13 protein-coding genes are annotated in these 14,173 nt (G+C 61.8%); 9 read left to right on the top strand and 4 right to left on the bottom strand.

Annotation, left to right across the window (positions count from 1 at the left end):
- The first annotated feature begins 382 nt into the window (after positions 1-382).
- Positions 383-931, top strand: coding sequence for an RNA polymerase factor sigma-70 (locus tag BSF44_RS28080; protein WP_095946262.1), 549 nt, complete (start codon positions 383-385; stop codon positions 929-931).
- Positions 932-1,061: 130 nt separating this feature from the next.
- Here BSF44_RS28080 and BSF44_RS28075 read toward each other — a convergent pair whose 3' ends face one another.
- The 3 genes from BSF44_RS28075 to BSF44_RS28065 form a co-directional block, all read right to left on the bottom strand.
- Positions 1,062-2,075, bottom strand: coding sequence for a GNAT family N-acetyltransferase (locus BSF44_RS28075; protein WP_095946261.1), 1,014 nt, complete (start codon positions 2,073-2,075; stop codon positions 1,062-1,064).
- Positions 2,076-2,150: 75 nt separating this feature from the next.
- A complete protein-coding gene (locus BSF44_RS28070; RefSeq protein WP_095946260.1) occupies positions 2,151-2,969 on the bottom strand; it encodes an ABC transporter substrate-binding protein in 819 nt (272 codons plus the stop codon).
- Positions 2,970-3,062: 93 nt separating this feature from the next.
- Positions 3,063-3,689: a TetR/AcrR family transcriptional regulator gene (locus tag BSF44_RS28065; protein WP_095946259.1), complete on the bottom strand. Its 627-nt coding sequence runs from the start codon at positions 3,687-3,689 to the stop codon at positions 3,063-3,065.
- A 178-nt stretch (positions 3,690-3,867) separates the two neighbouring features.
- On the opposite strand from BSF44_RS28065, the gene BSF44_RS28060 reads away from it, so the two are divergent.
- The 8 genes from BSF44_RS28060 (at position 3,868) to BSF44_RS28025 (ending at position 13,188) form a co-directional block, all read left to right on the top strand.
- The gene (locus BSF44_RS28060) at positions 3,868-5,670 is read left to right on the top strand and encodes an acyclic terpene utilization AtuA family protein (RefSeq protein ID WP_095946258.1); all 1,803 of its coding nucleotides are present in this window, start codon (positions 3,868-3,870) and stop codon (positions 5,668-5,670) included.
- Between the two features lie 12 nt (positions 5,671-5,682).
- Complete coding sequence (locus BSF44_RS28055; RefSeq protein ID WP_095946257.1) at positions 5,683-6,552, top strand: SDR family oxidoreductase; 870 nt, start codon at positions 5,683-5,685, stop codon at positions 6,550-6,552.
- Positions 6,553-6,555: 3 nt separating this feature from the next.
- Positions 6,556-8,172: a geranyl-CoA carboxylase subunit beta gene (gene atuC, locus BSF44_RS28050; RefSeq protein WP_095946256.1), complete on the top strand. Its 1,617-nt coding sequence runs from the start codon at positions 6,556-6,558 to the stop codon at positions 8,170-8,172.
- Positions 8,173-8,197: 25 nt separating this feature from the next.
- Positions 8,198-9,355 (top strand): citronellyl-CoA dehydrogenase, encoded by a 1,158-nt coding sequence (gene atuD, locus BSF44_RS28045; RefSeq protein WP_008049124.1) that lies wholly within the window; start codon positions 8,198-8,200, stop codon positions 9,353-9,355.
- On the top strand, positions 9,352-10,149 hold the full coding sequence (locus BSF44_RS28040) for an enoyl-CoA hydratase/isomerase family protein (RefSeq protein WP_095946255.1): 798 nt from the start codon (positions 9,352-9,354) through the stop codon (positions 10,147-10,149). Before atuD ends, BSF44_RS28040 begins: the two co-directional genes overlap by 4 nt.
- 110 nt (positions 10,150-10,259) lie before the next feature.
- The gene (locus BSF44_RS28035; protein WP_095946254.1) at positions 10,260-12,221 is read left to right on the top strand and encodes an acetyl/propionyl/methylcrotonyl-CoA carboxylase subunit alpha; all 1,962 of its coding nucleotides are present in this window, start codon (positions 10,260-10,262) and stop codon (positions 12,219-12,221) included.
- A 70-nt stretch (positions 12,222-12,291) separates the two neighbouring features.
- Complete coding sequence (locus BSF44_RS28030; protein WP_095946253.1) at positions 12,292-12,834, top strand: exonuclease domain-containing protein; 543 nt, start codon at positions 12,292-12,294, stop codon at positions 12,832-12,834.
- Positions 12,835-12,903: 69 nt separating this feature from the next.
- Positions 12,904-13,188 carry a pyrimidine/purine nucleoside phosphorylase gene (locus BSF44_RS28025; protein ID WP_095946252.1) on the top strand — a complete coding sequence of 95 codons (285 nt, stop codon included), beginning with the start codon at positions 12,904-12,906 and terminating at the stop codon, positions 13,186-13,188.
- A gap of 72 nt (positions 13,189-13,260) precedes the next feature.
- Here BSF44_RS28025 and BSF44_RS28020 read toward each other — a convergent pair whose 3' ends face one another.
- Entirely contained in the window at positions 13,261-14,067 is an 807-nt protein-coding gene (locus tag BSF44_RS28020) for an MOSC domain-containing protein (RefSeq protein ID WP_095946251.1), read from the bottom strand.
- Between the last annotated feature and the right edge of the window lie 106 nt (positions 14,068-14,173).

Genomic DNA, 14,173 nt, shown 5'->3' with positions numbered 1-14,173 from the left:
TGCAACAGCGCAATCCTCATACCCCCTGTAGGAGCGAGCTTGCTCGCGATGGGCTCACCGGCGCCGCGTTTATCCAATGGCAACGCGTCATCGTTAACGTCCATCGCGAGCAAGCTCGCTCCTACAGGGGGTATGAGGATTGCGCTGTTGCATTCACCAATGAGAACGGATGACGTCTGGAGATAATTAGTCGCCAGGCTGGAACACAAAGAGGTGTGAAGTGAGTCAGCGTGTCGCAGTTCTCACTCTGCATCGCTGCAGCGCATTAATTCTTTTTCTCATTTGACAATCATTATCATTAAGCCTAATTTGTCGCTCGATGTGTAGGACGCCCCCCGGTTTTTCGCCGTCCCACTAACCTTTTGGCAGCAGGGTGATTTCCATGATGGAACCAGTATCCACAAGCAGGTGCGATACACCGCTACTTCAGGCATTCGTCGACAATCGACTGATTCTGGTGAAGATCGCAGCCCGAATTACCGGTTGCCGCTCACGTGCCGAAGATGTTGTGCAGGACGCATTCTTCCGGCTGCAATCGGCCCCGCCCATCACCAGTTCGATCAAGGCTCAGCTCAGCTACCTGTTCCAGATCGTGCGCAACCTGGCGATCGACCACTACCGCAAGCAGGCGCTGGAGCAGAAGTATTCCGGTCCTGAAGAGGAAGGGCTGAATGTGGTGATTCAGGGTGCGTCGCCGGAAACCTCGCACATCAATTTTTCGACGCTGGAGCACATTGCCGATGCGTTGACCGAGTTGCCGAGCCGCACCCGCTACGCCTTCGAGATGTATCGCCTGCACGGCGTACCGCAAAAGGACATCGCCAAGGAACTCGGCGTCTCGCCGACCCTGGTGAACTTCATGATCCGTGATGCGCTGGTGCACTGCCGCAAGGTGTCGGGCAACCGGGGCGATATGGCTGCTCGCCAATAAGATCCGATTTTTCAGCGCCTCCATCGCGAGCAGGCTCGCACACAGGGTCCTGCGAGCACAGGGTAAATGTGGGAGCGAGCCTGCTCGCGATGGGGCACTCAAGACCGCCAAAAATCGTGAGCCTTACGCCTCAAGCCAGTGTACAGCGGTCAAAAAACCGCTCCCGCCCCAACACCATCAAGGCCGCGCGCTTGTGCGGGAAGTCGAACTCTTTCTCGCAGTGAAAGCGCTGTTCCTGCATATAACCGATCATCTTCGCGTTATCGGCACGGGGCTCGGCAACCACGCGCTGGGTGCGCGGATCATCGAGAAACAGGTAATGCACCAGCGCCGATAACCAGCTCGCCACCTTGTGCGGACCGCGGTGATTTTCTTCCCCCACCAGCATGTGAATGCCACGGTCGTAATTGCTGGCCTCGTAGAAGGGTGAGATGCGATCTTCCCTGGCCCAGTAGGCTTCGAAATAAGCGAAGGGCTGATCGTCGAAACAACCGATCAGCGTCAGCGTGTGCGGGTCGGCCTCGAGTTTGCTCAGGTATTGGCGATGCTGTTCGAGGCTGCCCTCCTCCTGCCAGAAACTGGCGACTCGCGGGCTGTTCTGCCAGCGGTTGAAGCGTGCCAGGTCTTGCTCGATGTCCAGCGTGCGCAGGGAAACCCGGGCACCCAGCCGCGCATCGAAGCGTCGATACACTTCACCACGAGGCTTGACCGGCCGCCGTGGATGACGCTTGCCGTCGGTGATGAGCATTTGCTGCGGGTAGCTGCCGGTCAGGGAATGCCCCAGCCACGGCTGCGGCAACTGCCAGAACACGGTGCGCTCGCAGCGATACTGGCCGCTGACGGGAGTTGGAATCAGCAGACCGCCGGACACGGCTTCGTCCGGCACCTCTTGCAGTTGCCAGGTAAGACACTGGCAGTCGGGGTCGCGAGCGAACAGCCAGTAACAGGCCGCCCACAATGCCTGCCCTTCGGGGCGCCTGAAACGCTCCTCCAGTTGCACGTGCAACTCGGGGCCACGACTGAGCCGCAGGGCGGGCAACGGTTGCCCTTCCAGGCTGAGGCTCAGGCAGCAATCGGTTTCATCAGCGGCAAGACGACTGCCTGTCGGCAGACACAAGGCAGTCAGTTCATTCAGATCGGACATGGGTCGGGCTCACGATAATCGTCGACAGTTCAACGAGGTGACGTGAGCCACGGCGGGAAATTTAGGCAAAGACCATCATTTGGCGGCTTGTGGCGCCGGTGCGTTGCGCTGGACCGGCACCAGCGCAATCTTGTACGGTTCGAAAATCTTCAACATCTGGCCATTGTCCCGCAAGCCTTGCAACAGCTTGCCGAAGGCTTCGCCAGTGATGGGCGCGGTCGGACGCAGAATGGCGTAGTGGTGATAGACCTGGTCGACGCGCTGGGACGCCAGCAACTCGCCAGCGACTTTTTCATTGCGCAGGAAGTAGTCGCTCAGGTACGAACGCGTGACCAGGGCGATGTCGGCCCGGTCGCGCAATACCATCAGCAGATTGCTGTCATGGGAATAGGTCAGCGTGGCGTTGTAGTTTTTCGCGAGGTACAGGGGGTCGGCATTGAAGTTGGCGAACTCGTAGTGATAGCCACTGAACAGTGCCAGGCGCTTGCCTTTCAGGTCGGCAAAATAGCTTTGCTGTCGATCGGGCAGGCGTTGCGCGACAAAAATCTCGGCGTCCTCCAAGCCCATGTCGACGGCAGTATGGGGGATATCTTCCCAACCCCAGGCGGGATTTTCGAAGATGGCCATGTCGACCCGGCCCTGCTTGAAATCACCGAAGCGCCGGGGAATGGAAGTGGGCACCAGGATAAACTGGTAGTCAGTTTGCGACGCATTCAGGGCCTCGACCAGTTGCGGCAGCAACCCGGTATCGGCCCCGGATTCCGGGCGCACGGTGTAAGGCGGAAAGTGCGCGGCACCAATGCGCACCAGTTGCGCAGCCTGGGACGGCATCATCGCTGACGCCGCAAACATCGACAGCAAAAGCCGCGAGGCTGACCGAATTGGTGAACCCATGAAAACGCCCCCACTCCCCAATAAAACGGTACCAATGCATTCAAGCTAGGCGGTTTCGCCCAGTTAGCCAGTTTAATGTAGGCCAATACAAGCTTATTGCCGGTCTTCCAGCACCAGAATCAACGCCTCATCGGCCAACTGATCGAGGCTCATGCTGCCGCCGGCGCGAAACCAGGTGGTGGTCCAGGACAATGCGCCGGTCAGGAAGCGGCGGGTGATGAACACATCGCCGCGGATAAACCCGGCGTTCTTGGCTTCGCCCAACACTTGCAGCCAGATGTCTTCGTAGATGTCCCGCAGCGCCAGGACCTTGGCCTGGCCCTCTTCGGACAGCGAGCGCCATTCGTAGACCAGCACGGCCATGGCCTCGCCGCTGCCGCCCATGATCGACTGCAATTCACACCGGATCAGCGCCAGCACTTGCTCGCGCACACTGCCGGCCTCGGCGATGGCCGCTCGCATCAACGCGGTGTTGTAGAGAATGGTCTCCTCCATCACCGCCCGCAGGATTTCGTCCTTGCTCTTGAAGTGATGAAAAATGCTTCCGGACTGAATGCCCACGGCGCCGGCCAGGTCGCGCACGGTCGTGCGTTCATAGCCTTTATTGCGGAACAGGTGGGCCGCCACTTGCAGCAGCTTGCCACGGGCGCTGTCCGGGTCGGTCAGTTGGCCGTCGTCGACCAATTGGCGCATCACCCTCAGGGCTTTTTGCTCGTCCACCCGTTCTCTCCTACAGTCGTTCAATCAATAACGCCGATCCCCCCGAAAACAGCGGGGTTGCGCGGGCAATTTAAGCGTATGGGTGCAACCAAGCAAGCGCTTGGGCAGAAGATAATCAAGTCATTTACAAACCAAGCGCTTGCTTGGTAATGTCGATGCACTTCGGTTGGAGGTAGTTATGGAATGGACTGCGCCTAAAACAATTCGCATCGGTTGCGCCAGCGCCTTCTGGGGCGATACCTCGACCGCTGCCGCGCAGCTGGTGGAACACGGGCATCTGGACTATCTGGTCTTCGATTACCTGGCCGAAATCACCCTGTCGATCATGGCCGGCGCGCGGATGAAAGATCCCCAGGCCGGCTATGCGGGCGACTTCATCGAAGTGCTCGCGCCCTTGCTGCCGCAGCTTGCGCAGCAAAACATTCGGGTCATCAGTAATGCCGGCGGGGTCAATCCCCAAGCCTGCGCCGCCGCCCTGCAAGCGGCCTGCGACAAGGCCGGGGTGGCGCTGAAGATCGCCGTGTTGCTGGGTGACGACCTGCAACCGCAATTCAAACAGCTGCGCAACCTGCGCATTCATGAAATGTTCAGTGGCGCGCCCCTGCCATCGATGTGTGTCTCGACCAACGCCTACCTCGGCGCACCCGGCATTGTCGAAGCCCTGCGCCTGGGGGCGGACATCGTGATCACCGGGCGCGTGGTCGACAGTGCGGTGGTCAGCGCCGCGCTGGTGCACGAGTTCGGCTGGTCGTGGCACGACTACGACAAGCTCGCCCAGGCGGCATTGGCCGGGCACATCATCGAATGCGGCGCCCAGTGCACGGGCGGCAACTTTACCGACTGGCGCGACGTGCCCGACTACGAACACATCGGTTTTCCCATCGTCGAAGTCAGCGCCGACAGCCAGTTCATCGTCAGCAAACCCGAAGGTACCGGCGGGCTGGTCACGCCGCTGACAGTGGGCGAACAGATGCTGTATGAAATCGGCGACCCGCGGGCGTATCTGCTGCCCGACGTGGTGTGCGATTTCACTCAGGTCAAACTGCTGCAACAAGGCAGGAATGCGGTGCAGGTACACGGTGCCAAAGGCTTGCCGCCGACCGCGCAATACAAGGTCAGCGCCACGTACCCCGATGGTTTCCGCTGCACCGCCAGTTGCCTGATTGCCGGCATCGATGCCGTCGACAAGGCGCGGCGGGTTGCTGATGCGATCATCAACAAGACCTCGGAAATGTTCCGCCAGCGCGGCTGGGCGCCGTACAGCGACGTGAGTATCGAGTTGCTGGGCAGCGAGGCCACCTACGGCCCCCACGGCCAGCGTCAGGACAGCCGCGAAGTGGTGATCAAACTCGCGGTGCGCCATCCGGACAAGCAGGCGTTGATCGTGTTCTCCCGGGAAATCGCCCAGGCCGCCACCGGCATGGCGCCGGGGCTGACCGGCATTGTCGGAGGCCGGCCGACCGTGTATCCGCTGATCCGGCTGTTCTCGTTCCTGATCGACAAAACCGCCTGCACGCTGGACATTGATTTCATCGGGCAGCGCCGCTCGTGTGCCCTGCCCGCCCTGGATGTGCTCGACCCGCTGGCCCTGCCAACCCCGATCGCACCACCGAAACCGGTTGGCCTGGCCGACGCCAGCGTGGCCCTGGTCAAACTGGCGGTCGCCCGCTCGGGCGACAAGGGCAACCACAGCAACATCGGCGTCATGGCCCGCGAGCCCGAGTTCCTGCCGTGGATCGCCGAAGCCTTGACCCCGGAGGTGCTCGTCGACTGGATGGGCCACGTCCTCGATCCAATCCACGGGCGAGTCGAGCGCTGGTACTTGCCCGCCAGCCACAGCCTGAATTTCCTGCTGGAAAACGCCCTCGGCGGCGGCGGTGTCGCCAGCCTGCGCATCGATCCGCAAGGCAAGGCCTTCGCCCAGCAATTGCTGGAAATCCAGATTCCGGTGCCGCAGCGCATCGCCGACCAGTTCAACTAGAGGATTGCCGCCATGGCCTACGATTCGATTTTCAAAGCCGATTTGTTTGCCGGCCAAAACATCATCGTCACCGGTGGCGGCAGTGGCATCGGCCGCTGCACCGCCCACGAACTGGCGGCCCTCGGCGCCCATGTGCTGCTGGTCGGGCGCAAGGCCGACAAGCTGAAAACCGTTGCGGCGGAGATTGCCGAAGACGGTGGCAAGGCCGATTGGGCGGTTTGCGACATCCGCGAGGAAGAATCGGTGCAGCACCTGGTCAGCGAATTGATTCGCAAGCATGGCCCCATTCATGGTCTGGTCAACAATGCGGGCGGGCAGTACCCGTCGCCCTTGGCCTCGATCAATCAGAAGGGTTTCGAAACCGTGATGCGCACCAATCTGGTGGGCGGTTTCCTGATGGCCCGGGAAGTGTTCAACCAGTCCATGAGCAAGCACGGCGGGGCCATCGTCAATATGCTCGCCGACATGTGGGGCGGCATGCCGGGCATGGGCCACTCCGGCGCAGCACGTTCGGGCATGGACAACCTCACCAAGACTGCCGCGTACGAATGGGGTCATGCCGGGGTGCGGGTCAACGCCGTGGCGCCGGGGTGGATTGCCTCCAGCGGCATGGACACCTACGAAGGCGCCTTCAAGGCCGTGATCCCGACCCTGCGCGAACATGTGCCGCTCAAGCGTATCGGCACCGAATCGGAAGTCAGCGCGGCGATAGTTTTCCTCCTCAGCCCGGCAGCGGCGTTCGTCAGCGGCAGCACCTTGCGCATCGACGGCGCCGCCAGCCTCGGCGGCCGCGCCTGGCCGATCCACAAGGCGACCAACAGCGAGTCGTACAACGGTTTCCACCGCGCCTACATACCCGACGTATTGAAGGACAAGGAATAACCCATGCCGGTGATTCAATCGTTACTCGATCCCCACAGCGAGTCGTTCGCCCAGAACCGTGCGGTGATGCTGAGCGCCATCGAGCAAGTTCGCGTGCTCGAACAGAACCTGCTGAACAAGGCTGACGAAGCCAGGCCGAAGTTCGAAAAACGCGGCCAGTTGCTGCCCCGGGAACGCCTCAATCTGCTGCTGGACCCCGGTGCGCCGTTTCTCGAACTGGCGAGCCTGGCCGGCTACAAGCTGCACGACGACAAGGACGGCAGCTGCGCCGGTGGCGGCTTGATCGCCGGCATCGGCTACGTGTCCGGCGTGCGCGTGCTGGTGGTGGCGAACAACAGCGCGATCAGGGGCGGAACCATCTCTCCCAGCGGTTTGAAGAAATCCCTGCGCCTGCAACAGATCGCCATGGAAAACAAACTGCCGGTGATCACCCTCGCCGAAAGCGGCGGCGCCAACCTCAATTACGCGGCGGAGATTTTCGTCGAAGGCGCACGCAGCTTTGCCAATCAGGCGCGGATGTCGGCCATGGGTTTGCCGCAGGTCACCGTGGTGCACGGTTCGGCCACGGCGGGCGGCGCGTATCAGCCGGGACTGTCGGATTACGTGGTGGTGGTACGCGGCAAGGCCAAGCTGTTTCTCGCAGGTCCCCCACTGCTCAAGGCCGCCACCGGCGAAGTGGCCACCGATGAAGAGCTGGGCGGCGCCGAGATGCACGCACAAACCGCCGGCACCGCCGAATACCTGGCTGAAAACGACGCCGACGGCGTGCGTCAGGTACGCGAGATCGTCAGCCTGTTGCCATGGAACGAGCAGTTGCCCCCACTACCCGAACGTCGCTGGAAGGAACCGCTCTACCCCATCGATGAACTGCTGGGGCTGATCCCGGATGATCCGAAAAAGCCCTACGACGTGCGCGAAATCATCGCCCGCCTCGCCGACGCTTCGAACTTTCTTGAATTCAAGGGCGAGTTCGATCAGCAGACGGTGTGCGGTCATCTGAAAGTTCAGGGCCGCGCCTGTGGTTTCATCGGCAACAACGGCCCGATCACGCCAAAGGGCGCGAGCAAGGCCGCGCAGTTCATCCAGCTGTGCGACCAGAGCCAGACGCCGCTGCTGTTTTTCCACAACACCACCGGATTCATGGTCGGCACCGAATCGGAACAGCAAGGCGTGATCAAGCACGGCGCGAAGATGATTCAGGCGGTGGCCAACGCCCGGGTGCCGAAACTGACCATCGTCGTCGGTGGCTCCTATGGTGCCGGCAACTATGCAATGTGCGGGCGCGGCCTGGACCCGCGCTTCATCTTCGCCTGGCCCAACAGCCGCACCGCCGTGATGGGCGGCGCGCAAGCGGGCAAAGTGCTGCGCATCGTCACCGAGGCCAAACAGGCCAAGGATGGCCTGGTGCCCGATCCGAAAATGCTCGACATGCTCGAACAAGTCACCGCGCAGAAACTCGACAGCCAGTCCACGGCGCTCTACGGCAGCGCCAACCTGTGGGACGACGGCTTGATCGACCCGCGCGATACCCGGACCTTGCTCGGTTACTTGCTGGATATCTGTCACGAGGCCGAAAGGCGGCCTCTGCAAACCAACAGCTTTGGTGTGGCGCGGCTCTAAGCCGACTAACAGGAGAACAATAAAAATGATCTTCACCCAGGAACATGAAGCACTGCGCCGCACCGTTCGCCAGTTCGTCGAGCATGAGATCAACCCCCACGTCGAGGAATGGGAAAAGGCCGGGCGCTTCCCCATCCACGAGATCTTCCGCAAGGCCGGCGACCTCGGTTTGCTGGGCATTTCCAAACCGGAAAAATTCGGTGGCATGGGGCTCGACTACAGCTATTCGATCGTCGCCGCCGAAGAGTTCGGCACCATCCATTGCGGCGGCATTCCGATGTCCATCGGCGTGCAGACCGACATGTGCACACCTGCACTCGCACGGTTCGGCTCCGATGAACTGCGCGAGGAATTCCTGCGCCCGGCCATCAGCGGCGAGCAGGTCGGCTGCATCGGTGTCTCCGAAGTCGGCGCCGGCTCCGACGTCGCCGGGCTGAAAACCACGGCGCGCAAGGACGGCGACGACTACGTGATCAACGGCAGCAAGATGTGGATCACCAACTCGCCGAGCGCCGACTTCATCTGCCTGCTGGCCAACACCTCGGACGACAAGCCGCACATCAACAAGTCGCTGATCATGGTGCCGATGAACACGCCGGGCATCAGCTTGAGTTCGCATCTGGACAAGCTCGGCATGCGCAGTTCGGAAACCGCCCAGGTGTTTTTCGACAACGTGCGCGTACCGCAGCGCAACCGCATCGGTCATGAAGGCGCGGGGTTCATGATGCAGATGCTGCAGTTCCAGGAGGAACGCCTGTTCGGCGCGGCCAACATGATCAAGGGTCTGGAGTACTGCGTCGACAGCACCATCGAATACTGCAAGGAGCGCAAAACCTTCGGCAACGCGCTGATCGACAATCAGGTGATCCACTTTCGCCTGGCTGAACTGCAAACCGAAATCGAATGCCTGCGGGCGCTGGTCTATCAGGCCACCGAGCAGTACATCAAAGGCCAGGACGTCACGCGCCTGGCCTCCATGGCCAAGCTCAAGGCCGGGCGACTGGGCCGCGAAGTCAGTGACAGTTGCCTGCAATACTGGGGTGGCATGGGCTTCATGTGGGACAACCCGGTGGCCCGGGCTTACCGCGATGTACGGCTGGTGTCGATCGGCGGCGGCGCCGACGAAATCATGCTGGGGATCATCTGCAAACTCATGGGCATTCTGCCGGGGAAGAAGAAATGAACAACCTGCCGGTTTGCCAGACCTTGCTGCTGGAACTGCACAACGGCGTGTTGCACATCACCCTCAACCGCCCGGAATGCCGCAATGCGATGAGCTTGCAGATGGTCGCCGAGTTGCGCTCGGTGCTGGCCGCGGTAGGCGATAAACCCGGAGTTCGCGCCCTGGTGATCGGCGGCGTCGGCGGGCACTTCTGTGCCGGCGGCGACATCAAGGACATGGCCAATGCCCGCGCTCAAGGTTCGACCGCGCACAAGGACCTGAACCGGGTATTCGGCGCCCTATTGCAAGAGGTGCAACACGCACCTCAAGTGGTGATCACGGTGCTGCAAGGCGCGGTACTCGGCGGCGGTCTCGGCCTGGCCTGCGTCAGCGATATCGCCCTGGCCGATCACCAGGCGCAATTCGGCCTGCCGGAAACCAGCCTCGGCCTGTTGCCAGCGCAGATCGCGCCGTTCGTGGTGCAGCGCATCGGCTTGACCCAGGCCCGGCGCCTGGCCCTGACGGCGGCGCGTTTCGACGGTACCCAGGCGCGGCGCATGGGGCTGGTGCATTTTGTCGAGCATGATCCGCAGGCCCTGGCCGAACGTCTCGATGAGGTGTTGGCCCATGTGCTGTGTTGTGCGCCAGGGGCGAATGCGGCGACCAAAAAACTCTTGCTGGCCAGTGCGGGACAGCCCTCGGATGCGCTGCTTGATCAGGCTGCCGAATGGTTCAGCGAAGCGGTGACCGGAGCCGAAGGTGTCGAGGGAACGATGGCCTTCGTGCAAAAACGCAAACCGGGGTGGGCCTCCTGAAAAGCATCGCGAGCAAGCTCGCTCCCACATTTGCAATGCATTCCCCTGTGGGAGCGAGCCTGCTCGCGAAGAGGCCAGCACTTTCACCGCACAATTTGAGAGACACCCCTATGCCCGGACTCAAAAAAATCCTCATCGCCAACCGCGGTGAAATCGCCTGCCGCATCCAGCGCACGGCCCAGGCACTGGGCTATCGCACCGTCGCCGTGTTCAGCGACGCCGACGCCGATGCGCTGCACGTGCGGATGGCCGACGAGGCGGTCAATATCGGCCCGGCCCCGGTGCAACAGTCTTACCTGAATATCCCGGCCATTCTCGACGCAGCGCGGCGCACGGGCGCGGATGCGATCCATCCGGGCTACGGTTTCCTCTCGGAAAACGCCGGGTTTGCCCTTGCCTGCCGGGACGCCGGTTTCACCTTCATCGGCCCCAGCCCCGAGGCCATCGAACTGATGGGCAGCAAGCGCCTGTCGAAAATCGCCATGATCGACGCCGGTGTACCGTGCATCAACGGCTATCAGGGCACCGAACAGGACGACGCCACCCTGAGCCGCGAAGCCGAGCGCATCGGCTATCCGTTGATGATCAAGGCCAGCGCTGGCGGCGGTGGACGCGGCATGCGCCTGGTGCATGACGCCCGCGAATTGCTGGAACAGATTCGCACCGCGCGCTCCGAAGCCTTGAACGGTTTTGGCAACGGCGAACTGATTCTAGAACAGGCACTGGTCGAACCCCGTCACGTCGAGATCCAGCTGTTCGGTGACCGGCATGGCAACCTGATTTACCTCGGCGAACGCGATTGCTCGGTGCAGCGCCGGCATCAGAAAGTCATCGAGGAAGCGCCCTGCCCGGTGATGACCGCTGAGTTGCGCCAGGCCATGGGCGAAGCGGCGCTCAAGGCCGGGCGCGCGGTGAACTACGTCGGCGCGGGCACCGTGGAGTTTTTGCTGGATGCGCGCGGGCAGTTCTATTTCCTGGAGATGAACACCCGACTGCAAGTGGAACACCCGGTGACCGAACTGATCACCGGGCTGGACCTGGTGGCCTGGCAACTGAACATCGCCGAGGGGCAACCATTGCCCTTGCGCCAGGAACAGGTGCAACTCACAGGCCACGCCATGGAAGTACGCCTGTACGCCGAAGACCCGGCCCAGGGTTTCCTGCCGCAAACCGGGCGCATCGTGGCCTGGGAACCGGCATTGCAGGACGGCGTGCGAATTGATCACGGCCTGATCGAAGGCCAGCTCATCAGTCCCTTCTACGACCCGATGCTCGGCAAACTCATCGCCCACGGTGCCACCCGCGAAGAAGCCCGGCGCAAATTGCTGCGGGCCGTACAAGACAGCGTGCTGCTGGGGCTGCAAAGCAATCAACGCCTGCTTGCCAGCCTGCTGGAACACCCGCAGTTCGCCAGCGGAGATTTCAGTACCGGGTTCATCGCGCAGCACTTCGCCGACCACCCCTGCCTGCATCGCAAAACCCCAGCTGCGCACCACTTGGCCATCGTCGCCGCCCTGTTTTATCAGGCGGCGGCACAGGCTCACCCGGCACCGCTTGGCGGTTGGCGCAACAATGCCAGCGTGCCGCTGCACTATCGCATCGGCCTTGAGGATCAGGACTGGCCGGTAGCGTTGCAGGCGATCCCGGGCCAGCCGTTGCGCATTCAGGTCGCCGAGCGCAGCTTCGAACTGAAGATCATCCACAGCGACGGACGCTGGGCCACCCTGGAAATCGAAGGCGTTCGCCAACGCCACGCCTATCGTCTGGAGGCCGGGCGTCTCTGGCTGTTTACCCGGCCAGGCAGCCTGCAGTTCGTGGATCGCACTCAGACGCAGGTTACCGGTCAGGCCAGTGTCAGCTCCGGTACCCTCAAGGCGCCGATGGACGGGGCGATTGTCGACGTCCTGGTCAACGAAGGCAGCAAGGTGACCAAGGGCCAACTGCTGGTCGTACTGGAGGCGATGAAAATGGAGCACCCATTGAAATCGGGCATCGACGGTGTTCTCAAACGCTTGCAGGTCAAAGTCGGGGATCAGGTGAAAAACCGGCAGATTCTGTTGGAGGTCGAATAAGGCGCTAGGCGGAACTGCCGGGTTTGGCTACGCTCAAACCCTACAGGACGCGGATACCAGGAACCCTGCAATGCCTCATTGGCTGGTCATTGATCTGGAGGCCACCACCGATGAAGGGGGTTGGCCCGTAACGGATATGGAAATCATAGAAATCGGCGCCACTCTGGTGGACCGCAAGGGACGCGAGCTGGACCACTTCCAGCGCTTCGTCCGCCCTGTGCGGCGGCCGTTGCTGACGCCGTTTTGCCGCGAGCTGACGCGCATCACCCAAGCCAACATCGATACCGCGCAACCGCTGGGCGAAGTCTGGCCGGCGTTTGAACGCTGGCTCGGCCAACACCACACGCGACTTGAGGGCTGGGCCAGTTGGGGCGATTACGACCGCAAACAACTGCTTCAGGATTGGCAGCAACTGGGACTCGCCAGCATGCTGGCCAACGTACCGCACATGAACCTCAAACAGCGCTTTGCCAAGGCCAGACGACTGGAACGCCCGCTGGGATTAAACGGCGCGTTGCAACTGGCCGGCTTGCAGTTCAACGGCCAACAACACCGGGCGCTGGAAGATGCGCGCAATACCGCACGCCTGCTGCCGCTGGTTCTTCCGCTTTAGACAGGTGACGACTCCCGGGGCCTTGTGCATACTGGCCGGCCCTTTTTAGCCCTTTTCGAGGAATCGCCCATGTTTAAAGTCAACGAGTACTTCGACGGCACCGTCAAGTCGATCGCCTTTGGCACCGCAGAAGGTCCAGCGACCATCGGCGTCATGGCTCCGGGCGAGTACGAATTCGGCACCAGCCAGCGTGAAATCATGCACGTGGTCAGCGGCGCATTGACCGTCATGCTGCCAGACAGCAGCGACTGGGAAACCTTCGCCGCCGGCAGCCAGTTCAACGTGCCGGCCAACAGCAAGTTCCAGCTGAAAGTCGCCGTCGACACCGCTTACCTGTGCGAATACCGCGGCTAAACCTGTCGGGCTTCACTGCCATAAAAAATGCCCGTGTTTTTCGACACGGGCATTTTTTTATTCTGCGCAAAGTTACTCAAGGATCTCCACCGGCATGCCGACTTCGAGTCGACCGTTGCCGTCGTTGACCAGGTTCTGGCCGAACATTGCGCCGTCCGCCTGGGCACGGTATTTCTGCAAGGTGGCCAAGGGTTCGCGATCTTCGCTGCGCTCCCCGGTCTGCGGGTCGATGGTAGTCAGGATGCAGCGCGAACAGGACTTGACCACGCGAAACTCGGCCTCGCCGATACGGATACGCTTCCAGCCATCCTCGGCGAACGCTGCACTGCCTTCGATCACCAGGTTCGGCCGGAAACGCAGCATCTCCAACGGGCGCCCGACCCGTTGCGACAAGTCCTCGAGAGAGGCCTGGCCAATCAGCAACAGCGGATAGCCATCGGCGAAGGCCACCTGGTCGTCATCCTTGCCGAAGCCGGCCTCCGTCATCCGCGCCCGATCCAGCGGCACTTGCACCAGGCGTGTCGGTTTGCCGATGAACCGGCTGACCCAGGCCCCTGCTTCATCGCCCGCATCAGGGACTCGCAAGGTATCGCGCCAGATCGTCACGCCACGCAACTCTGCATCGTTACCAGGCATGGCAATATCGATCGGCGAATGGCCGGGCGCGCTGAGGGTCAAGCCACCCTCGGCATTCCACAGCGCCGACAACTGGCTCATCTGCGCCACCGCGCGCTGGGTCAGGAAGCGCCCACTGGCCTCGTCCACCAGCATCCAGCGGCGATCGCCGTCCAGTCCGAGTTTATCGAGGCCGATCGCTTGCAAGGTCTCGGCCTTGGCGGACTTCAACGGATAACGATACAGCGCGCTCAGACGCAACATGGCCAGCTCCCTGTCAGGTAAAAACGCCACCCTATACGAGCTTGATCACCGAATCAAAGGCTGACAATCGCTTACCGCCATCCCTGTGGGAGCGAGCTTGGTCCGG

It is taken from the genome of Pseudomonas sp. ACN8 (assembly GCF_002303925.1).
Lineage (GTDB): Bacteria > Pseudomonadota > Gammaproteobacteria > Pseudomonadales > Pseudomonadaceae > Aquipseudomonas.
The sequence above is the reverse complement of the archived record's forward strand: the minus strand, read 5'-3'. Positions and strand labels throughout refer to the sequence as shown.